21 protein-coding genes are annotated in these 21,657 nt (G+C 44.4%); 10 read left to right on the top strand and 11 right to left on the bottom strand.

The genetic code is table 11. The features are described from left to right. Positions 1-53: 53 nt before the first annotated feature. The gene (gene murD / locus QE357_RS16150) at positions 54-1,418 is read left to right on the top strand and encodes a UDP-N-acetylmuramoyl-L-alanine--D-glutamate ligase (RefSeq protein WP_309709573.1); all 1,365 of its coding nucleotides are present in this window, start codon (positions 54-56) and stop codon (positions 1,416-1,418) included. Positions 1,419-1,482: 64 nt separating this feature from the next. Further along, entirely contained in the window at positions 1,483-2,142 is a 660-nt protein-coding gene (locus QE357_RS16145; RefSeq protein ID WP_309709570.1) for a hypothetical protein, read from the top strand. A 326-nt stretch (positions 2,143-2,468) separates the two neighbouring features. On the opposite strand, the gene QE357_RS16140 is transcribed toward QE357_RS16145, so the two are convergent. The 5 genes from QE357_RS16140 to greA form a co-directional block, all read right to left on the bottom strand. Next, on the bottom strand, positions 2,469-2,678 hold the full coding sequence (locus QE357_RS16140) for a hypothetical protein (protein WP_106635284.1): 210 nt from the start codon (positions 2,676-2,678) through the stop codon (positions 2,469-2,471). Positions 2,679-3,398: 720 nt separating this feature from the next. Then, complete coding sequence (locus tag QE357_RS16135) at positions 3,399-4,289, bottom strand: hydroxypyruvate isomerase family protein (protein ID WP_106635285.1); 891 nt, start codon at positions 4,287-4,289, stop codon at positions 3,399-3,401. A 208-nt stretch (positions 4,290-4,497) separates the two neighbouring features. Then, positions 4,498-4,785, bottom strand: coding sequence for a YciI family protein (locus tag QE357_RS16130; protein WP_106635286.1), 288 nt, complete (start codon positions 4,783-4,785; stop codon positions 4,498-4,500). A 1-nt stretch (position 4,786) separates the two neighbouring features. Then, complete coding sequence (locus QE357_RS16125; protein WP_309709561.1) at positions 4,787-5,182, bottom strand: HIT family protein; 396 nt, start codon at positions 5,180-5,182, stop codon at positions 4,787-4,789. A gap of 134 nt (positions 5,183-5,316) precedes the next feature. Beyond that, positions 5,317-5,790 carry a transcription elongation factor GreA gene (gene greA / locus QE357_RS16120; protein WP_106635288.1) on the bottom strand — a complete coding sequence of 158 codons (474 nt, stop codon included), beginning with the start codon at positions 5,788-5,790 and terminating at the stop codon, positions 5,317-5,319. A 452-nt stretch (positions 5,791-6,242) separates the two neighbouring features. On the opposite strand from greA, the gene fmt reads away from it, so the two are divergent. From fmt to QE357_RS16095, 6 genes are all read left to right on the top strand, one after another. Continuing rightward, positions 6,243-7,157, top strand: coding sequence for a methionyl-tRNA formyltransferase (fmt, locus tag QE357_RS16115; RefSeq protein WP_309709555.1), 915 nt, complete (start codon positions 6,243-6,245; stop codon positions 7,155-7,157). A 152-nt stretch (positions 7,158-7,309) separates the two neighbouring features. Continuing rightward, complete coding sequence (locus QE357_RS16110; RefSeq protein WP_309709552.1) at positions 7,310-8,659, top strand: L-serine ammonia-lyase; 1,350 nt, start codon at positions 7,310-7,312, stop codon at positions 8,657-8,659. 89 nt (positions 8,660-8,748) lie between these two features. Then, entirely contained in the window at positions 8,749-9,243 is a 495-nt protein-coding gene (locus tag QE357_RS16105; RefSeq protein WP_309709549.1) for a dihydrofolate reductase, read from the top strand. A gap of 73 nt (positions 9,244-9,316) precedes the next feature. Next, on the top strand, positions 9,317-9,424 hold the full coding sequence (locus QE357_RS25050; protein ID WP_409050249.1) for a DUF433 domain-containing protein: 108 nt from the start codon (positions 9,317-9,319) through the stop codon (positions 9,422-9,424). A 260-nt stretch (positions 9,425-9,684) separates the two neighbouring features. After that, complete coding sequence (kdsA, locus tag QE357_RS16100) at positions 9,685-10,536, top strand: 3-deoxy-8-phosphooctulonate synthase (RefSeq protein ID WP_106635293.1); 852 nt, start codon at positions 9,685-9,687, stop codon at positions 10,534-10,536. A gap of 104 nt (positions 10,537-10,640) precedes the next feature. Next, the gene (locus tag QE357_RS16095; protein WP_106635294.1) at positions 10,641-11,057 is read left to right on the top strand and encodes a hypothetical protein; all 417 of its coding nucleotides are present in this window, start codon (positions 10,641-10,643) and stop codon (positions 11,055-11,057) included. A 652-nt stretch (positions 11,058-11,709) separates the two neighbouring features. On the opposite strand, the gene QE357_RS16090 is transcribed toward QE357_RS16095, so the two are convergent. Then, positions 11,710-12,582, bottom strand: a complete 873-nt coding sequence (locus QE357_RS16090) for a sugar phosphate isomerase/epimerase (RefSeq protein WP_106635295.1) — start codon at positions 12,580-12,582, stop codon at positions 11,710-11,712. Between the two features lie 144 nt (positions 12,583-12,726). Further along, positions 12,727-13,314 carry a riboflavin synthase gene (locus tag QE357_RS16085; RefSeq protein WP_106635296.1) on the bottom strand — a complete coding sequence of 196 codons (588 nt, stop codon included), beginning with the start codon at positions 13,312-13,314 and terminating at the stop codon, positions 12,727-12,729. A 190-nt stretch (positions 13,315-13,504) separates the two neighbouring features. On the opposite strand from QE357_RS16085, the gene QE357_RS16080 reads away from it, so the two are divergent. Further along, the gene (locus QE357_RS16080; RefSeq protein ID WP_106635297.1) at positions 13,505-14,110 is read left to right on the top strand and encodes a DUF1684 domain-containing protein; all 606 of its coding nucleotides are present in this window, start codon (positions 13,505-13,507) and stop codon (positions 14,108-14,110) included. A gap of 12 nt (positions 14,111-14,122) precedes the next feature. Next, a complete protein-coding gene (locus tag QE357_RS16075; protein ID WP_106635298.1) occupies positions 14,123-14,614 on the top strand; it encodes an aminotransferase in 492 nt (163 codons plus the stop codon). A 67-nt stretch (positions 14,615-14,681) separates the two neighbouring features. Here QE357_RS16075 and QE357_RS16070 read toward each other — a convergent pair whose 3' ends face one another. The 4 genes from QE357_RS16070 to QE357_RS16055 form a co-directional block, all read right to left on the bottom strand. Then, positions 14,682-16,031, bottom strand: a complete 1,350-nt coding sequence (locus QE357_RS16070) for a Gfo/Idh/MocA family oxidoreductase (protein ID WP_309709537.1) — start codon at positions 16,029-16,031, stop codon at positions 14,682-14,684. A gap of 154 nt (positions 16,032-16,185) precedes the next feature. Next, entirely contained in the window at positions 16,186-17,616 is a 1,431-nt protein-coding gene (locus QE357_RS16065) for a DUF1080 domain-containing protein (protein ID WP_307140923.1), read from the bottom strand. 496 nt (positions 17,617-18,112) lie between these two features. Then, on the bottom strand, positions 18,113-19,033 hold the full coding sequence (locus QE357_RS16060) for a sugar phosphate isomerase/epimerase (RefSeq protein WP_309709532.1): 921 nt from the start codon (positions 19,031-19,033) through the stop codon (positions 18,113-18,115). A 72-nt stretch (positions 19,034-19,105) separates the two neighbouring features. After that, positions 19,106-21,616 (bottom strand): AsmA family protein, encoded by a 2,511-nt coding sequence (locus QE357_RS16055; protein WP_309709529.1) that lies wholly within the window; start codon positions 21,614-21,616, stop codon positions 19,106-19,108. Between the last annotated feature and the right edge of the window lie 41 nt (positions 21,617-21,657).

Genomic DNA, 21,657 nt, shown 5'->3' with positions numbered 1-21,657 from the left:
TGAAATAAGGGGTATAGCCCTTAAATTCGCCCCAAACAGATGTAACTCTAGACATGGCACAAAAGATAGTGGTGTTGGGTGGGGGCGAAAGCGGCGTAGGAGCGGCCTTGCTGGCTCAGGCTAAAGGATTTGAAGTATTCCTTTCAGATAAAAGCGAACTTGGTGAAAAATACCGTCAACAGTTGGTGGATAACAAGATCGAGTTTGAAGAAAAACAGCATACGGAATCCCGGATTTTTGAGGCGGATGAAGTCATCAAAAGTCCGGGTATTCCCGATCAGGTGCCTTTGATTAAAGCTCTTCGGGAAAAAGGAATTCCGGTGATTGGGGAAATCGAATTTGCCGCTCGCTATACCAAAGCTAAATTAATTGCCATTACGGGTTCGAATGGAAAAACGACGACCACCTTACTCACCTACCATTTACTGAAAACGGCAGGCTTGAATGTAGGTTTGGCTGGCAATATTGGGGATAGCTTTGCGAAACAGGTTATTGCAGATGCATACGATTATTACGTTCTGGAGATCAGTAGCTTTATGCTGGATTCCATGTTTGATTTTAAAGCAGACATTGCCTTATTAACTAACATTACACCTGACCACCTCGATCGTTACGGCTACAATTTCCAGAATTACATTGATTCCAAATTCCGTATTCTTCAGAATATGGATGCTGCCGGAACCTTCATTTACTGGCAGGAAAGTGAAGCTATTCACCAGGAGTTAAGCAAACGAACCATCGTTCCCCAAACCTTACCCATTTCTACGGAGGTTGTGTTGGAGAAAGGGGGCTCTATTCGTAATCAGAAAATTCAGGCTCAAACACCGAACGGTTCTTTCGAAATTTCGCTGGATGAGTTACCCATCGCCGGAACCCACAATGCTCTGAATGCAACTAGTGCGATTCTCGCGGCATTGTCCGTAGGCGTTTCCCCCGAAAAATTGAAAGAAGGGTTATTGTCCTTCAAAAATGCCCCGCATCGACTGGAACCCGTGGGCGAAATTAATGGCATCCGTTTTGTAAACGATTCGAAAGCCACGAATGTTGATTCTGTTTTCTTTGCTCTGGGCAGTTATACGGATCCACTGATTCTAATCATTGGCGGCGTAGACAAGGGCAATGATTACACCCAGATTGAGAAACTGGTGGAAGAAAAAGTCAGAGTTATGATTTGCTTGGGTACGGATAATGAGAAGCTCAAAAGTTTTTTTGCAGGTAAAGTTCCGCTCATTCTGGAAACCCAAGACGTTGCTCAGGCTGTTCAATGGGGTTTTGAATACGGAATAAGCGGGAATATAGTATTACTTTCTCCAGCCTGTGCAAGTTTCGATCTGTTCAAAAACTACGAAGACCGAGGCAATCAATTCCGAACGCAGGTGCAGGAATTAATCTTGCGGGAGCAGCCGAAAGAAATCTAGTTAGATGGTCATTAGGAAAGTTTTGGAAACACACGGCTGATTTTAGCCCCTGATACAAAGCATCATGAAAAAATACGCTCTAATCTTTTCCTGTCTGATCACTGGGACGCTCTCGGCTCAGGTAAATACGAATCAGTTTGGGACAAACCAGATTGAAGGTAGCAATCAGATTGCGGTAGGCACTTACACGGAATATGAAAACCAACCCTACGTTTCTGCGGATTGGAGCAAAGGAATCCTGTTAGCTGCCGATGGAAAACGCTATATGGTGCAAAAACTGAATTACAATGCCTATAACGACCGACCGGAATACCAGGAGCAGGAGAAAACCTTTCAACCTAGGTTTGAGGTAAAGGCTTTTGTATTAGGGGATACCATTACAGGGGCCAAGTATCGGAAAGGTTTCGCGGCCATCGATCAGCAATCGCCGAAAAGTTTTTATGAAGTTCTGGTAGATCGTCAGGTAAAACTTTTAAAGTATACGAAAGCTAGTTTATTGGACGTAACTAGTTTTAACTCAGCCACCAGGCAGAAAAAATTTGATTTCAACACCATGTATTACCTCGTAAAACCCGATCAGAGTATTGTTCGGATTAAGAAGGATAAAAAGTCAATTTTGGAAGCGTTACCTGAGCAGGCCGAGCGAATTGAAGAAATTGCGAAAGAGCGTAAATCGAAAATGAAAAGCTGGGAAGATATTCAACAGGTACTAGCTGAGTTATAAGAAGATGTTTTTATGTTAGTAAAGCCGTAAAGCTCCACCGTCGTGGAGCTTTACGGCTTTGTAGAGATAGTTGCTTCTAAAAAAGGGCAGGAGATCAAAGTCAGCTTGGACTGAAAGCAAAAAAAAGAAGAGGAAAGTCCTCTCCTTTTTAAGTAATCTGCTCTATTATTATGAAACTGCTTTTACTAAATGTATGAGTATGTGGGAGATGAATAGACCAACGTATGGTTTAAATGAGCTAGTGATTTTTGAAAAAGGGAACTAAAAAACCAACTTCTAAAGGTTGGGATAAAGGGGGACCCGAAGGCAATTTTTTACTATTGGTGTTATTTATAGTAAGGATGGGCAATAGGTTCGTTTCGGTAGCTGATAGGAGCTAGGCTAACGATGGACTGCCCGGAAAATTCGTTGAAATAATAATCGCTCTGGCTTGTAATCAAACGCTGAGGAATAGTAGAAACCCAAAGGCTGATTGAGTTGAGTCTGCTCAGAAAGGCAGTAGTCACCAGGCGGAAATCAGAGGGAAATAGTTTCATATTGATGTGGAGCAATAGGATTATTTAGAGCAAAGTCAGCATTGGCACATAAAAAGAATGCTCTGGCATTTTTTGCCTTTCGACCCCTCAAAGATGGGGGGTACAACATGACCATTGATTTAAATTCGATCAAGTGTATAAAAAACCAGGTAATTGGTTTAGGTAGGAGGTTAAATGAAAACCAGGGATTATTCAGAAGCTGACTAAACTGTACAAAATGACGCTTTCCCAGTAAAAACAATCAGATAATTCAGGTAGGTTCTATTTATTTTCCGGGTACCTACCTGAGTAACTGTTCAACGAAAACGAGGAGTAATAAGGCGAAAAGGGCGGAAGAAATTTCAGCCGACGGCTTCGCGAGGCTAGGCTCTCATGCAGTCACTCGGCTAGAGCCGAGCGACTGCGAGTAACTGCATGAGTTTCGCTCTGGATGGCAGGCTTATTCTGTCAACTGTCATCTCGAACGAAATGAGAAAACCTCTGTAGAAGGGAAAGGGGTAAGGTTAGTAAAGTTTCCCAGAAGCCAAGTAATCTGGTGAAGTCAATAAGATCCTTCGCTTCGCTCTGGATGACAGATCGGAAGTGGGTTAGATAGAACGAGATGGAGTCTCCCACCACGAATGAAATAGGCTGTTAGTTAAGGCTAGCAACTTTACCTTCCAACAAAAAAGAGGAGCCTTACCGCTCCTCTTTTGTAGTTAGTAATAAGCAAACTATTTATTAGACGTCGCAGATTAAAACCCCCTGCTTTAAGGATGCTAGCATTCCTTCTTTATCCTTCGGCGTAGGCACAAATTCCTGACCGATGTAACCCTTATACCCCGTTGCTACAATTGCCTTTACAATGGCAGGATAATAGATTTCCTGACGATCATCAATCTCTGTCCGGTTAGGCATTCCACCCGTGTGGTAATGACTGATGTACTGGCCATAACGTTGAGCATTACGAATATGATCTCCATGCATAGACTGCATATGGAAAATGTCATAAAGAAGCTTAAATCGTTCTGAACCAACGGCTTCGCAAAGTGCGGCTCCCCATTGTACCGTATCGCACTGATAATCGGGGTGCGAATGGCGGGAACTTAATAACTCCATCGTAAGCGTCACCCCGTTTTTCTCGGCTGTGGGCATGATACGCTTTAATACTTTCTGGCAATTTAGAATGCCCTGATAATCATCAAGTCCGTTACGGTTTCCTGAAAAACAGATCAGGTTGGTAACGCCCGCCGCTTTTGCCTGAGGGATAAGCTCTTCGTATAAAGCAACGAGTTTATCGTGATTTCTGGGATTATTAAAGAAACTGGTCAAACCTGTACCGTCAGGCCATCTATCAGCCTGACCCAGAGCAGAGGTTAAGCCATATTTAGCTAACGTAGGCCACTCGCTGGGGCCGGTCAATTCAATAGATTCGATGCCAATGTTTTTGCAGGCCTGAGCAAACTCATCCAGAGGAATGGAGCCGAAGCACCAGCGGGAAACTGAATGCTTGATATTACCTTTTAACTTAAGAGGAGCGGAAGCCGAAGCATCCAACGCCGATCCGATCGTGGGAAGTGCTGCCACGGTAGCTGCTGAAGCCGTTTTCTTCAGCATGGAGCGTCTGTTCATAAATAGGTTATAAAAAGTAAAAACAATGGACTTAAGTTCGCTATATATAGCATAGAGTAATAAAGGACATTTATACCCTTCATGCGTAGAGGTTAATCAGCAATTTTAAGCATCTGCCTTGATTAAGAACCGATTTAATGGGTTTAATGCCTACTCAGAATGAGTAACGTTTTATAAGTAATAAATCGCATATCCAAGTAAAAAACAATTATAGAATGGCTTCCCTAAAGGGTTTGATTTCAACGCGATCCCATACGTTTTGTGTTAAATAAGGTTCAGTTTCGAGCCATTTCATGAGTTGAAATTCTTCGGGGAAATTCATGATAACAACGGAACCGATCATTTGACCCGCTTCCGATAATAAAGCTCCTCCGAATAGAAAATTTCCGCTCGCTTTTAACTCCCGCATCCGGTCTAAATGAGCGGGACGGGCCTGTAAACGTCGTTCGGGAGCCTGCTCGTCAGTAAAGTCATAGGCTTGAATATGATACTGCATATTATTCCAGATTAACCTTGATCCGCTCTGCAATGGCTGCCATTTCCTCCGCAGGAAGCTGAAGTTTAGGGTTAGCAAAATTCATATCCCGCATGGACTGCATTGGCACGAGGTGGACATGTGTATGCGGAACTTCCAGTCCGATCACGGTGACGCCCAAACGCAAACAGGGGCAAGCCTTTTTGATGGCCGGAGCAATTTTCTTGGCTACCAGCATCAAGCCCGCCAGCGTGTCGTCGTCAAGGTCAAAAATATAATCAACTTCTTTTTTCGGAACGACCAGTGTATGGCCCGGAACCAGAGGAAAAACGTCCAGAAAAGCTATAAATTGATCGTCTTCGTAGACTTTATGAGCGGGGATTTCTCCCTGAATAATACGGGTGAAGATAGAAGCCATAGCTAAAATGTTTTACGTGACAGAGCATCACATGATCTCAAAAGTAAGGAGAAGAAGTTCAGAAAAATAGTAGGGACACAAAAAACGAGGCCCAACGTAATGTCGGGCCTCGTGCGTATTTCAAATCGTTAGGATTAACGAGTGATTTCTAATACTTCAAATTCAGCTTTACCATTAGGTAAAAGAATCTCAGCGAATTCGCCTACCTGTTTTCCTAACAAACCTTTACCAATGGGTGACTGAACGGAGATTTTACCCGTTTTTACGTCAGCTTCCGTTTCGGCAACTAATGTGTAGGTAGCAACCATATTGTTCCGCTTGTTTTTAATCTTCACGGTTGACATGATGGCCACTTTAGAGCTATCAATAATGGACTCGTCCAGAATTCGGGCGTTGGCCAGTAATTGTTCCAGTTTAGAAATTTTCAATTCGTGCAGACCCTGAGCTTCTTTGGCTGCATCGTACTCAGCATTCTCTGATAAATCTCCTTTATCGCGAGCTTCGGCAATTTGGTGGGCAATATGTGACCGACCTTTTGTTTTCAGTTCGTGTAATTCTGCTTTTAGCTTATTCAGCCCTTCCTCGGTATAATAGGCTATATTTCCCATATCCAGTAATCTAAATTTATAGGTTTGACTTTAGTAATGGCCTTATCATCCTCAGCCACAGATGAAATTAGAAAGCGGAAGCACAGGAAAAAAAACAGGTAGTTGTGATGGTAACAGCCTGTTTTTCAGTGTTCCTGTGCTTCGGTACTTCTAACGTAATGACAAAAAAAAAGAACGGTGACAAGACCGCTCTGGTTACTCAAAAAAATTTTATGAGTGCAGAATCAATCTTCTCGCCGAAAAGTTCCTTCCCTACAGATTCCGTAGAGATTGGTTGAACAAAGTTAGCACATTCTACAGCAAAAGCAAGCAAAAATGAAAGTCTTTTCCCGGCAGAAAGGGTAACTCGATGAGTCTTAACGTCAGAAAGTATTTAAGTTTGCATTTCTGCATGGTAACAACAGGGTAGCATCCCTTTCGTTGACTTATCTTTAGAACAAGTAAAGGAACTTATGCGAATTATATTTTTAGGAACGCCTGAATTTGCGGTAGAAAGCCTACGGGTCTTAGTCGAAAATCAGTGCAATGTCGTAGCCGTAGTAACGGCTCCCGACAAACCCGCTGGACGCGGACAGCAGCTTCAGCAGTCGCCCGTAAAGCAATATGCGGTTTCTGCTGGAATCCCAGTATTGCAGCCTGAAAAACTGAAAAATCCTGAATTTCTGGAAGAACTGAAAAATTACCAGGCTGACTTACAGGTGATTGTTGCTTTTCGGATGTTGCCGGAAGTGGTCTGGAATATGCCACGGCTGGGAACGTTCAATTTACACGCTTCTTTATTACCTCAGTACCGGGGAGCTGCTCCAATTAACTGGGCCATTATGAATGGTGAAACGGAAACAGGAGTAACCACGTTTTTTCTGCAACACGAGATTGATACCGGTCCACTGATTTTTCAGGAAAAAGAGCCGATTTCGTACAATGATACCGTCGGTGAAGTGTATGAACGTTTAATGAATTTGGGCGGAACGCTGGTGTTAAAGACCGTGCGGGCTATTGAATCAGGCGAGTATCCGCAAATTCCGCAGTCGGAGACAGAAGAAATCAAAATGGCTCCCAAGATTTTCCGGGAAACCTGTGAAATTCAATGGAATAAACCATCCGAACAAGTACGTAACCACATTCGGGGATTATCGCCTTACCCCGCCGCCTGGACGACTTTACTTGGAAAAACCTGCAAAATTTACCGGGCTTCGGTCGCGGAAGTAAACGAAATTGCCGAACCGGGAACGTACCGTACCGATCACAAAACCTATTTGCAGTTTAAAACGAAGGAGGGTTGGTTAGCCATTGATGAGTTACAACTGGAAGGCAAAAAACGAATGGGTATCGAAGAGTTCCTGCGAGGTATGCAGGGGAAACTTTAGAGGCTGGTCTGAGTGTTAAGAGGTAGGATACCTTTTCTGAAAAAAGCAGGTTAAAAAGCAGGTTAATTTGATTTGTTTTTAGAAATAGGTAACTATTAATTGAGAGTTAGTAATTTTCTTCATCAGCATCTATAAATGAGCGGCGAACAGCCATGATCACCACCTCTGTTTTTGACCTATTTAAAGTAGGACCGGGTCCCTCCAGTTCTCACACCATCGGGCCCATGAAGGCCGCTTATGATTTTTTGCAGGAGATCAAAAATCACCCGCAGCCGGGCCAGCACGTCGAGATTCACTTGTATGGCTCACTATCGGCCACGGGTAAGGGGCACGGAACGGATAAGGCCATTTTAGGCGGCCTACTGGGATGGTTACCCGACACGGTTGATCCGAAAGCTTTGCTGGATCTAATGAAATTGCCCGAGCAAACCTATGAGTTACCCGTAGGAGGCATATGGACGGGAGAAAAGGATTTTATCTACCATCGGGGTAAAACCGATTTCCCGCATCCCAATACCATGATTCTCAAGCTGACGGATGGCGAACATAACGTCTTGCTGGAACACGAATACTACTCGGTAGGTGGAGGCTTTATTCAGCGAAAAGGCCAGCCAATGGAAGGTACCCGCAGTACGCAGCCTCTTTTTCCGTACGAACACATGGACGAGCTGAAGAGTCAGTTAAAAACCTCGGGACTTACGCTGGCAGCTCTGATGATTCAGAATGAAAAGTCTTTAACGGGTTTGAGTGAAAAGGAGATTAACCGCAAGCTTGACTTTATTCTGGAAGCGATGGAAAAGGCCGTGAAACGCGGCCTGCGGGCGAAGGGAAACCTACCCGGCAAAATTCAGTTGAAAAGAAAAGCACCAGCGGTCTACGAGCAAGCCAAAAAACACTCCTTAACGTCCGACAGTTTTCTGATGTTTCTGAATGCTTATTGTCTGGCGGCTTCAGAAGAAAATGCAGCCGGTAGTATCGTCGTGACGGCTCCTACCTCGGGAGCTTCGGGCGTTTTTCCGGGGCTTACCTATCTAATGAAACATCACTTTCATTACTCGCCTCAGAAAATGCGGGAAGGGATGCTGGCGGCGGCGGCGGTTGGTTTTCTTGTGAAACATAATGCCAGTATTTCAGGAGCTGAAATGGGCTGTATGGGTGAAATCGGTTCGGCTTCGGCGATGGGTGCGGCTATGCTGGTATACGCTGCTGGCGGAAGTATTAATCAGGTGGAAGCTGCCGCTGAAATTGGTATTGAACATCACTTGGGCATGACCTGCGATCCCATTGGGGGTTACGTACAAATTCCCTGTATTGAGCGAAATGCGATGGGAGCAGTAAAGGCCTATAATGCTTACTTATTGGCCTTGTCCAGCGACGCTTCGTATCAAAAAATATCCTTAGACAGCGTCCTGAAAGTAATGCGGGCCACGGGCCGGGACATGTCTCAGAAATACAAAGAAACCTCCGAAGCCGGACTAGCTCTGAGCATGACGGAATGTTAAACGAGTTGTCAGTTTGTGGTTGTCAGTTGTCAGTTTTGTAAGAGGAACCAACTGAAAACTAAAAACTGACAACTGACAACTAAAAATACATGGTACATCTAGTAGTGGCTGTAGCGGAAAATGGGGCTATTGGTAAGGATAATCAGTTGATTTGGCATCTGCCGGATGATCTGAAGCAGTTTAAAAAAATTACCTCGGGTCATACCATTGTGATGGGACGGAAAACCTATGAGTCCATTGGAAAACCATTACCGAATCGCACCAATGTAATCATTACCCGAAATCCGGCCTATCAGGTGGAAGGCTGTCTGGTCGTTACTTCTTTGCAGGAAGCGATGGAAAAGGATACTGATATTTATGTAATTGGCGGGGCTGAAATCTACGCTCAGGCCTTACCTGCTACTGACGTTATTCACTTGACGGAAGTGCATATGGCTGTAGATGGCGATGCCTTTTTTCCGAAATTAGACGCTGGCGAGTGGGTAGAAGTAAGCCGGGAAAGTCACTCAGCCGATGAAAAACATGCTTATTCCTTCGATTTTGTAGAATTGAGAAGGAGCGAAGTAGAAAAAATACAGGCGTAATGGTTCGTCCTTAAGTTGATTATGTAGTGGAGATTGCAGAACAAAGTTTAATCCTGAAGGCTTTTCCTTAACTTTGCGAAGAATCAATGCAGAAGCATTAGCCGGAAAGCCATTAATTAAAGGAACTCGTCTTTCTGTGCAGTTGGTAGTGGGTTTGTTAGCTAGTGGGTCAGATATTTGAAGAAATAAAAGAAGAGTATCCCTACGTTACTAAGGAAGACATTTGAGTTTGCAAAAATGCTATAAAATCTACTGATTTCGTTTTTAAGTCGGAAGCTTTTTAAAGACTTTCGAATAACCCATAACGCAAAAGCATTTTATGGTTTTAACCGAAAAGTGGCTCGCGTTATTCATATCCGTTCAAAAGAAAAAACTGATGCTTAGTATCAACCATTTTCTTTTGGATTTCATTAATGAAGATTCCGTTTTAGCAAGAAAATCATGTCACAAAAAATTGTTCGCGTCGGGGATATTGAATGTGGATCAGACGAGTTGTTTCTGATCTCGGGTCCCTGCGTTATTGAAGACGAAAAAATCATGATGACCGTTGCCGAGAAACTCAAAGAGATCTCGGAACGCCTGAACATCAAAATCATTTATAAATCGTCTTTCCAGAAGGATAACCGTTCCAGCCTGGATTACTATTCGGGTCCTGGTCTGGACGCAGGTATCAAAATTCTGGCGAAAGTGAAGGAGCAGTTCGGCTTCCCACTCTTGACGGATATTCATTACCCCGATCAGGCGGCTCCCGTGGCTGACGTGGTAGACGTACTCCAGATTCCAGCGTATCTGTGTATGCAGACCACGCTAACGGTTGCAGCGGCTCAGACGGGTCGGGTAGTGAACGTAAAACACGGTCAGTTCCTGGCACCTGAAAACATGAAGCACCCGGTGAAGAAAATTGAAGATGCGGGTAATGACCAAATCATTCTGACGGAACGCGGCTATTCATTTGGTTACAATGACCTCATCGTCGATCCTCGTAGCTTCTATCACATGGCCCGTACGGGTTATCCCGTAGTGTTCGACGTAACGCACGCCATTCGTAAATATGGTATACCTTCTAAAGATTCTAAAGGGGGTGCTCGCGAGTATCTACCCGTATTAGCCCGGGCAGGTGTCGCTGCGGGTGTGGATGGTTTATTCGTAGAGGCTCATACCTGTCCCAGCGAGGCTCTTTGCGACGCAGCTAGCCAACTGGACATCACGCTGCTCGAAGAATTCCTGAAGCCATTGATCGAGCTGCACGCCGTTGAAGTGAAATATCGCCATTCCTTACCCGAACTGGCATAACAATTTTGAACGTTTTCTGACTCCCCGAGTCAGTCATTTAAACCTCGGAGCGATCTCCGAGGTTTTTTTGTGCGGAGCCCATTCTTAAGAAAAACGGTACGTCTATGGCACATCCATCCAGCATACGGCCCGTTCTGGAGAAAATTTCCCGGAACCTTACGCCGAATTTTTATATCACGAATGATGATGAAGAAATTATTGATGCCTTAGTCGATAATGGAAAGATGATGCAGGATTTCTCTGTAAGTCAGGTTACTTCTTTTCTGGCTGATCAAGACTTTTGTCTGGCTTTTTATTTCGCCGACGAAGTAGATCGGGGTTTCAGTATGTACATCATCCGTGATTTTTCGGTGAACATTCGGGAAATGATTCAATTGGAATACGTTCTCGATCAAATCATGGATCATGGTTACAACTATCATCTTTTTCACGCCGCCCGTAGCAAAGTCGATGAAATGCTATACATGGCCCCCACTTTCCGGGCCATGTGGGAGAAAAAAGATAAAACAGAGGAGGAGTGATCTTAAGAGTCTATCTTAAAAGTAGGAAGATCGTGAGTAGGCCTCTCGCGGCGTTTGAGACAGTTTAGGAGTTAATGGCAGGGTTAGTTCGCGTTACAAACGCAGATTCTCGAAAAAAGCGTTTGATAACGCCAAGCGTCGCAAAAGCTTTTCTCAGGCATCCGCAACATGGTCGCGGACAAACGATATTGCGTTTACTTACTTATACCCTGATCTGTCATCCAGAGCGAAGCGAAGGACCTTACTTAGCCTCGGGAAGGTTTGTAATTGACATGCATGTTGCGTCCCCGGATGAAATCCGGGGACACTTTTTTATGACCTTTTTCTAACGTATTAGGTCATGAGGTATTAGTAATAACCTAAGACCCGCCCATTCCACAGAAGGTCTCTCCCTACGTTCGAGATGACAGTTTAGCGAACGATTAGTTATAAAGGTTTACATCAGCTTTCCCCGGATTATCATCCAGAGCTATTAAAAACTGGCCTATAGGTAATCTTTCTTATCAAACCACAGCGGGGTTAAATTCGAATGGAGCCAAGGAACTTACTTGCCTTGCGATTGTAAATTTTAGACGATCGATAAGTCTGTAAAAAAAAACAGTCGGATGCTTTGAGACACCCGACTGTTTTTAGTAATAAAAGCTTCTTAGGATCATCCCCATTTAGCCTTCTGAATATTATCAATACTGGTTTTGATACATTCCAGCGGTGGACGTTTGCAAACATCCTGCTCTACAAAGTACTGTTTCAGACCCGCTTTCTTGGCATCCTTGAAGATTGCACCGAAGTCAATGCTTCCCGTACCCACTTCTGCGAATTCCTGCTGAGGCGTTTTCGCCATGTCTTTCACGTGCCATAAAGGGAAACGACCGGGATATTTGGCGAAGTATTCGGATGGTTTTTCTCCGGCCTTCGCTACCCAATATAAATCCATTTCCATTTGCACAGGCGTGTTTTTCAGCAGTAAATCGTAGGGTTTTTCACCATCTATTTTTTGCGTAAACTCAAAATCATGGTTATGGTAACCCATAATCAGGCCTGCTTTCTTGGCCGTCTCGGTGCTTTTATTGAGAATACCAAAGAGGTTTTTATAATCTTCTGCCGAACGTTCATCGTCTACCAGGTAAGCTAATACCACGTATTTCTGACCAATCGCAGCGGCATCATCTACTGCCTTATCCCAGTTTTTAGTCAGGCCATCGCCCGCTCCGAACTTTTGGGAACGTGCCGTCATGTAGTGACCACTGAAAGCCGTCAGGCCATTATCTTTCAGGATTTTAGTATACTCAGCGGGCGTTTTGCCGAAGAATTTACCCTGGTTATAGCCGAAATTTTCAACCTTCTTGTAACCCAGTTTGGCGACTTGTTCCAACACTTTTTCGATACCCTGTTTCTGAATATCGTCACGTACAGTATATAGTTGTAAGCCAACTGATTTGGCTTGCGTGGCGGCTAAAGCATCAAGACCAGCCAGTGAAAGAGCTCCAAGTCCCAGTGAGGTATGGAGAAAATTTCTGCGATTCATAAAAAGCTAGCGTATTAAGTCTAAAATGGACTTTCGTATCAATCCTCTGATGTCAACGAACGGGCTAATGTATGAATCGCAGGTTAAAAAATGGAAATATGACAATAATAAATTTAATTATTAATCTAATACTCTGATGCTCAATCAGGCTTGCCCCAGCAGGCGTTTCACGTATTTCCCAACAATATCAAATTCAAGGTTAACCGAGTCGCCCACTTTTAATTGGGAAAAGGTAGTATGCGTATAGGTATAAGGGATAATGGCAACGCGGAAAGAAGAGGCTTCTGAATTAAAAACCGTCAGACTAACGCCGTTAATACAGATCGAACCCTTTTCTACGGTAACGTTTCCAACGGAGGCATCGTACTCAAAATCAAATAACCAGCTTCCATTCTCGTCCTGAATCTGCGTACAAATGGCGGTTTGATCAACATGGCCCTGCACGATATGCCCATCAAAACGACCATTTGCCTGCATGCAACGTTCAAGATTAACCAGTGACCCGACTTGCAAATGCCCCAGGTTACTTTTCTTCAAGGTCTCATCTATGGCCGTTACCTGATGCACGCCATCACCCAGGGCTATTACGGTTAGACAAACGCCATTGTGCGAAACGCTCTGGTCAATTTTTAACTCATGGGAAATCGGAGACTCGATACTGAAGGTGACATTAGTACCTTCCGTGTGTAATTCTGTAATCACTCCCGTGGCTTCGATAATTCCGGTAAACATATTTTATTGGCTTTTGCCGTTAAGTTGTAGATTTTTGCAGGATAACACCATTGCATCGCAATTTGCACCCGGAAATAGTTAATTGTCGATAGTTTTTTGGTTTTAGTTGTTTGTTGTCTGATAATTAACGAGTCATGATCAGAATTCGAGCAGTAACTCAAAATCCTAAACCCCAAACTCAAAACCAATAATGAATAGTCGAAAATTACTTTTAGTAGCCATTGCTGTACTGATTGTCGGTATTGTAGTGTATTCCCTAAGTACGGGTAAAACGACTTCCTATGCTGATGATCTGCGGGCGGAGCGGGCAGAAAAAGATGAGAATTACCGTACTTCAGCCGAATCTCCGATTAAGGACAAAGCCAACTTCAAAGGCCTGAATTACTTCCCGGCGGATTCGAGTTATGAAGTATTCGCAAAAATTGAAGAGCTGGATGAAACGAAGACCTTTGCCGTACAAATGACGGGCGGCCAGACCGAAAACTATACGCTTTTTGGTAAGGCAACCTTTGAGTTACAGGGTAAAACCTGTACGTTGCTGGTCTTTGAAAGCAACGAAGCCCGAACGCTGTTCATTCCCTTCAAAGATGTAACGGCGGGAAAAGAAACCTACGGCGGTGGCCGTTATCTGGATATCCCTGAGGGAGATATTACCGGAAATCGGGTTACGATTGATTTTAACAAAGCCTATAATCCTTTCTGTGCGTATTCGCCGGAATACACGTGTCCGGTGCCTCCGAAGGAAAACAACCTGCCCATTGCCATTCGGGCAGGGGAGCAGAATTTCCATGAATAAACGTAACCTGCTATGAAAACAACCTATCAGATTAAATCAAGTAACGCTGGATTTGAAATTTATAATGAACACGAGAAGTTACTGACGACGTTTCGTTACGATGGCTGGTTTTCGAGTAATGGGAAAGCCGAATTGCCGGATAAACAACTGTTTCTGAAACCTAAAAATATCTGGGCTTCGAAGTTTGATATTTTTATAAATGAGATTGATAAGGGAGATATCGTCTTTAACTGGAAAGGACAGATTATTATTAGAATTGATTATGATGGAAAAGAAAAGATATTCCTGCTAAAAGGGCGGGGTTTGATGAACCATCATTTTATCCTTGAAAATGAAATGGGAATCGTTACGCTGGCTTTCATGCCCAGGTTCAACTGGACCTCATTCAGGTATGAATATCAGGTGGAGGTAGAGCCCAATCAGGAATCGCCTTTGGAGTTACTGATTTCCTGTCAGTTTGCCATTAACCTGTACATGACCATGACTACAGCCGCTGCCGTTTAGAGAAGGGGACCATAAAAAAGCTCTGCAACCATCGTTGCAGAGCTTTTTTATGGCATTAAGCAATCTTTTAATACTTGAAGACTTTGTTACCCGCCATAACTTCCTGCGTTTTTTCGTCGAACGTAACCCGAAGGCCCGTGCGGTACGCTGCGTTGGACATGATGGTGGCAATGGAGTGCTGGTAACCCGCTTCAATCGGAGCGTTTGGCGTTTTACGACTCCGTACGCATTCCATCCAGTTTTTAATGTGGTTGAACGTCAGTACGTCGCCGCCAGTGTTCGCCCCCGTTTCTACTTTAGGTCCTTCCAGTTTGGCAGAAGCCAGCAGATTGGCTTGCATTTTCATGTCTGCTGCATCCCGAGCCGTTAACCCACCCGTAGGTGAAATCATGTTGGTGTCGAGGTTCAGCTCTCCACCGTTGGAGTAATAAATCTCTTTTGTGCCTCCTGCCGAGTTACTGAAACGGCTGGCAAACGATACCTGGAAACCAGTCGTAGGGTCGGTTAGCGGGCCGTAATCGAATACTACCGTCAGGGTATCGGCGTTTTTACGACCGTCTTTCCACTGGTAAATGCCTCCATTCGCTACGGCTGAACGGGGGTGAGGCAGGCCGGTAAACCAGTGCACCGTGTCAATCTGGTGACTCATCCATTGACCGGGAATTCCCGAAGAATAAGGCCAGAATAGGCGGTACTCCAGGTATTTACGAGGATCAAAAGCTTCTTTTGGACGGTTGAGTAAGTAACGGTTCCAATCCAGATCTTCCTGCTTACACTGAGCTACCAGCTCAGGGCGACGCCAGCGACCGGGCTGGTTTACGTTCCACATTAATTCAACCATAGTAATAGGACCGAATTTACCGGATTTGATGAATTCTTCCGCCGCGTGATAATTCGCACCACTGCGACGTTGCGAACCAATCTGAACGATTTTACCCGAGGCTTTTACGGCTTTCAATACCGCACGGGCATCTTCCATGGTTTCGGCCAGTGGTTTTTCGGTATAGGTATCGCAGCCCGCTTTTACCGCATCAATCGTGTGGATGGCGTGCTGGAAATCGGCTGTGCTGATGAATACGGCATCAACCGCTTTGGCATCGTAGAGTTCGTCGTTATTGCGATAATCTTTAATGGTTCCGCCTAATTGTTTTTCCAGGAAAGCTTTACCTTCTTCCCGGCGACGCTTCCAGATGTCAGAAACCCCCACCATCTCGAAGTTCATTTCCTTCGCCAGAGCTTTAAACGGAGGGACGTGTGAAGCCCGGAAACGATCGGAGAATCCTACACAACCCACACGAACGCGGTCGTTAGCTCCGAGGATTTTACGATAACTGGCTGCAGACATCGCATTCACGCTCAAAGCCGTGCCCGCAGCAGCCAATGATACTTTCTTAAGAAACTCTCGACGATTTTCCATAGTCTAAACCGAAGGTTAATCGGCTTTTTTATTAGGTTATTAATTGAGTTTGTGAGTTTGGTGTTTAGCGTTTGGGGTTTAGAGTGATTGCTGTTGTAAGCGAATACGTTACGTCAACCTTATAACTCAAAACCATAAACGCCCAACCCCAAACTTATTTTAATTCCCGAATCTTTATACTTCTGAAATTGACGATGTCGTGGTGATCCTGAAGGAGGATGGGGCCTTTTTCGGCTGCACCAAAACCTTTGAATGGAGCGTATTTCGAACGTTCGATCAGAGCTTTAAAAAGTGGGGAGTTTCGCTCGTATTCCAGCACTTTAAACCCATTCAGCCAGTGCTCCACGTGATTGTTGGGATATACAATCACCCGGCCTTCATTCCATTCCCCAATTTTCTTGACGGCGGCTTTGTTAGGGCCTGTCTTATCCGCTGGAATCAGGTCATATAACGAACCAATCTTGCGGTTACCACCCGCTCCGAGTTTAGCATCAGGGTGTTTTTCGTCATCTAACACCTGAAATTCCGGCCCAACCGTTGCTACACTTTTTAGGGCATCCGCAGGGATGGTAGTAGGCGATTGATTAGGCTGGTATTCGTAGGTATCAGTTACCCATTCATTCACAAAGTATTTGACTCCGGCATTGGCTGCTTCCGTTAACTTGAACTGGAAGGTCAGCTCAAACGCTCCGAATTTTTCAGTAGTCAGGATGTCTCCACCACCGCCGGAAGCTACATCCAGCGTTAACTCCCCATCCTTCATAATCCATCCTTTGGTAGGAAAATTAGGTTTACCTGCCCCACGCCAGCCATTGGATGTTTTCCCATCCCACAAAAGTTTGAAACCTAACGCTTTTTCCTGTTCAGAAATGGTGTTGGGAATCAGGTTAATAACAGGAGTGTTGTCAACAGGAGAGGGCTGTAGATGATCCGTCTGGATACGAATGTTTTTCCAGCGAATGGTCTTTCCTTCATGCGAAGCATCTTTACCAATGCTATGCACCTGTAAAGCAATGTATCCTTTAGGAGTTACATCATCCACCAGATTTGAAACGGGAACGCCATTGACGAAGGTGCGGATGGAGTTACCTATGGCTTCAATGCGGTATTTATTCCATTCGCCTCTTTTGAAAGCCGCTTTACCAGCCGGATTATTATTAGGATTACACAGCCAGCCTCGACGAGCTTCGTCATAAATGCCGCCGCTCCAGCTACGTTCGGCGGGGTCAATCTCCATCTGATAGCCATTGACGCGGCCATCGCCTTCGCGTTGCAGGCTGCGGAACTGAATACCGGAATTGAGATCGTTATCAATTTTTACGTCACATTCAAAAATGAAATCGCCGTACTGCTGTTCAGTAAGAAGAAAGGTATTGGGCGTATTCATCTGAGAAATACCGATGATTTCTCCGTTTTTGATTTCATAGTTAGCCTTACCCGAAGCCGATCCGTCAGCTATCTTCCAGCCTTTCAGGGTTTTTCCGTCAAATAAATTTTTCCAGGTGCCCTTGGGAGGATTGGTGGCATACGTTAGGGTATGACTGGAAAGTGCCAGCGTTACTAAAAGTACTGATAATCTTTTCATGTTTAATGGTTTAATGGTCCACACGGGGAAGGTGATCCAACCGCTCAGAATCATTCAGGCACACTTCATTTAAATGACCCCGTTTTTTGGATTTACCCTGAAAAATAGAGTTCATTTATAGAGAAAGCTTACCGTTTCGAAGAAAGTAGGCCGGGATTATCCCTATTGAACTCCTCTGGGGTTAGCTAGAGTAGCCACGCTCCGCTCTTTCGGATTGCAAATCCAGAGTAGTTAAGAACGGTCATTAGGTAGAGACGCGACTCTATCGTGTCTGGGTAAGAGGCGGTTTTTATGACTAGTTAGTTTTTCTCATCTCCCCGCCAGATGCGATGGGTCTTTTGTTCTTTAATGAATTTAGTAGGTTAGAACGGGTTATTAGGTTTACTATTGACTCATGCTGCCAGCTTTTTCGCTGGCAGCGGTCTATAAGCTAGTACGTCGGTAGGTAGTAAAGGCGTTAAGTAGTGTAACTGAGAACCAACAACGGAAAACTAGCTTAGCTGATGGCAATCTTTTGCTCCTGCAAAAACTTTTTGCTGGTTTCGGCACAGGAAAGAGCGGTTTTCCCCTGGTCGGGAACGCCGTCCAGTTCGATGATTCCCCAGCCTTTGAAATGAATCTCGTTTAAGGCTTTGAAAACCGCTGGAAGGTTAACGTTTCCCTGACCCAGTTCAACGAATTTATAGGCTTTCGGATCGGGATTACCGGGTAAAGGACAGCGAACGTCTTTCAAATGCAGAGCATGAATCCGGTCTTTGTATTGATGAATTGCTTTGGCCGGATCGCCACCGCCCTGGTGATAATGGGCTACATCAAGTAATAATTTTACATACTTCGGATTCATCTCCTGAACGATAATATCCACTTCCTCTGGCGTTTCGCCCAACTGGTGCATGTGGTTATGATACGTGGCTTGAATGCCCATGGCAGCCGTTTGTTTGCCAATTTCGTTCATAACCTGTGCTAGTCGCTTCAATTCTTCTGTCGTTGGTTTCCGGTCTTTCGGTCGAGCATTATTGGTTAACTGGATGCTGCTTCCACCCAATGCCTTCACAAAGCTGGCGTGAGCCGTATGCATGTTGATGGTGCTTTCTTCTTTATCCGGGTCAATTTCTACGTTGCCACTAGAAAACATGACCAGTTTCAGTTGATGAGCGTCGAGCTCAGCTTTAAGTTCACTGGGTTTGTTACGATAGGGGCCAAAGGCATTGGCTCGAAGCTGAATGCCCTGAAAACCGAGGGAGGAGATATCCTTGATAGCATCGGTATCCTTACCTCCCCAGGTAATGGCCGAATAACCAATCTGTAATCCTGATTTTTTGAAAGCAAAAAGGCCAAGAGAGGAGCCTAAAACAGTGGCCGATGTAAGTAATCCGGCCTGTTGTAAGAACGACCGGCGGGAAAGCGAAGATTTCATAGATGTCAGAGGTTTTTCTCAAGACGGAAATTTAGTCTGAAACCCCTGACTTTCTGAAGATTTACTTTAAAACTAAGGGATTTGACTCGATTTTTCGGAAAGCTCCTGAAGTTGACGTTTAGCTTTACGATGACGAACCCGCTGACCAATATCCAGCCTGATTTTTGTTTCTGAACCTTCGTCTTTAGCCCTTAAGTTGAGCGTCCAGCCGGGCGTATGTTCTTCATCGTAACGCACCAATTCATAATCTTTATCCCGTTTGCGAAGGTTACGCAGAGGAATCTGAACGAATAAATCCGTCTGATTCCCAAAGCTGTAAGTTCCTCCAACAAATAAGGTCAGGGCCGTTGACTCAATGGCCATTTTATCCATTTCAATTTCACGTCCTTTAAAACGGAACTGACTCGTTAATGGAGCAAATTTGATATGGTCAAAATCCCGATTTTTAAAGATGAATTTCTGAATGCCTTTAATAGGTTTGAAACCAATTAATTCCCCATTCCGAAGGTTGAAATTAAGGTAACCTGAAAACGTACCCGGAATTGGGGTGTAATCCCGGCGTAATTTCATTTCAATTTTCCCTTCCGAATTCCATAAGCCTCGAATGTTTCGATGCGTAATGGTTTGTTGCTGAAAGTCGTCAAAAGCCCAGAATAGCTCCTGAATATTGGTATTTCGCAGAGCACAGGCCACACTCAGTCGAGCAGGGTTGCTCTGCACATAATCAATTTGACCATTGAAATTGAAGTTTCCTCTAAAGGCATTCATCGCCAATGACTTGATTTGCATTTTTTTATTCGTCAGGTTAAGCTTTCCACTGACCTGACTGGCTTTGAAATGGCGATACTGGAATTGGTCAAATCGTACATCAATATCGGTTTCTAACTGGTCAATGATCCGATCTACTTTAGCGATTAACTGCTTGCGGGCTTGTTTCCGGGCCAGAGCAGAGCCTTTGGGCTTCAAAGGCATAATTTTAATCGCATTGAAGTTCAAATTAGGCGAATAAATAGAAGCGTTAGCGTACAACCGAACATTGGAGGAAGTAAGAAAAGGGATTAACCTTTTAATTTGCCCCTTCACCGTTAACGGACTTTTGTTGAGACGTGTGTTGATGTGATGAATCAATAAATCTTTTTCATTAAAGCTGGCTTTCATGTTTAACTGATCGAAAATCAACTGACGATTCAGGTAACGAAAACTGCCGTTTTCAACTTTCACAAAACCAGTTAATAAGCCTGATAAATCACCCGTTTTAGGGTCAATAACGTTTACAACGCCCCCTCTATACTGAGCATCGAGGTAAATTTTACCGTTTTCAAGTACAAAGTTACTTGCGTTGATATTATCGTTTAATCTTGAAAAATCGGTATCAATATGGGCGGTGATATAGGCTCTGGATTTAATGAAATTATGAATAATCATCTTGCCACTGACGGGCAGACCATCGTCCCAGTTGGCGGTGTATTCATCAAAAAATACTCGGGAATTTTCATTACCCGTGGGGAGTGAACCGCTGGCATGATTGGTAAAATGCCCCTTTACCCGCAGATTCGTTAATAAACCCAGCTTGGATTCAAAACGGCCCGGTCCTGTGGCAAAGCGAACGTCAATTTGGGGTTCGATACCCGCTCCGGTCGAACCGTTCACCCGAACAACAGCACTTTCAATTTCCGGGTAATATTCAAATTTCCCGATGGACGCTGCCAACTGACGGGGCATTAAGTCGAGAGCTTTGGTAAGAGGAAGCCGATTCAGATGAAGATAGATATTCATATTCGGCGGACGTTTCACAAAAAACTGAAAACGGCCATGAGCCCGCAGGGTATCTTTTTTCTCGAAAACCAGGCGGGAAGGCTCAAGGGTTAAGACTCGAGTAGCCGTATCAATGCGAAGGTTCAGCTTGAGTTCCGTTTCCTGATTGGTACCAAAGCTACCCTTATTGGGATTAAAGGCCAGCCCATCCAGATGCATAGGTCCCCGAACGCCGATTTTGAACTGATTTTTTTTATGGGAAATCTGGCAGACGATGTCTTTGAATAAACCACCGTACCATTTATGATGAAGCGAATCAGCGAAGTGCACCTGAATATTTTCGAGGCGAACCTGCTTAATATCTACCAGAAAACCTTTTTTTCGGGCCTGAGCCGTTTTTTTAGCGGGATCTTTCGGCTCAAATATGCTCCAGTTGGCGTAACCATCCTTGAGTTTAAGAGCATTAACCGTTCCATCTACCAAACGAATGTGGCGAATCTGAACCTGCCGCCGGAAAAGATCGATTAGGTCAAGTCGAACGCGTACCTGCCGGACGGTCAGAAAATCAACATGATGCAGATCGTGTTTTAAATCTTCAAGCCTGACGTTTTCCAGCGTTATGGTTAAGCCCGGAACGCCACCTTCCCAGAAAACGATGTTGAAGTTATCTGCATAAAAGTTGCCCTTGATCTGATGACTGACTTCGTGCTTGATACGGTCAAAAATCCGATCCCTGTAACTATAAATAGCCGCCATTAGTATAAGCCCTAGAACGAAGAAAAGGGCGAATACTCGTAAAAAAATACGTTTAAGGCGTTTGAAATTCATAGAGTTTTAGGGCAATAAGGCGGTAAATAAATGGTTTGGGG

It is taken from the genome of Siphonobacter sp. SORGH_AS_0500, assembly GCF_031453245.1.
Lineage (GTDB): Bacteria > Bacteroidota > Bacteroidia > Cytophagales > Spirosomataceae > Siphonobacter.
The sequence above is the reverse complement of the archived record's forward strand: the minus strand, read 5'-3'. Positions and strand labels throughout refer to the sequence as shown.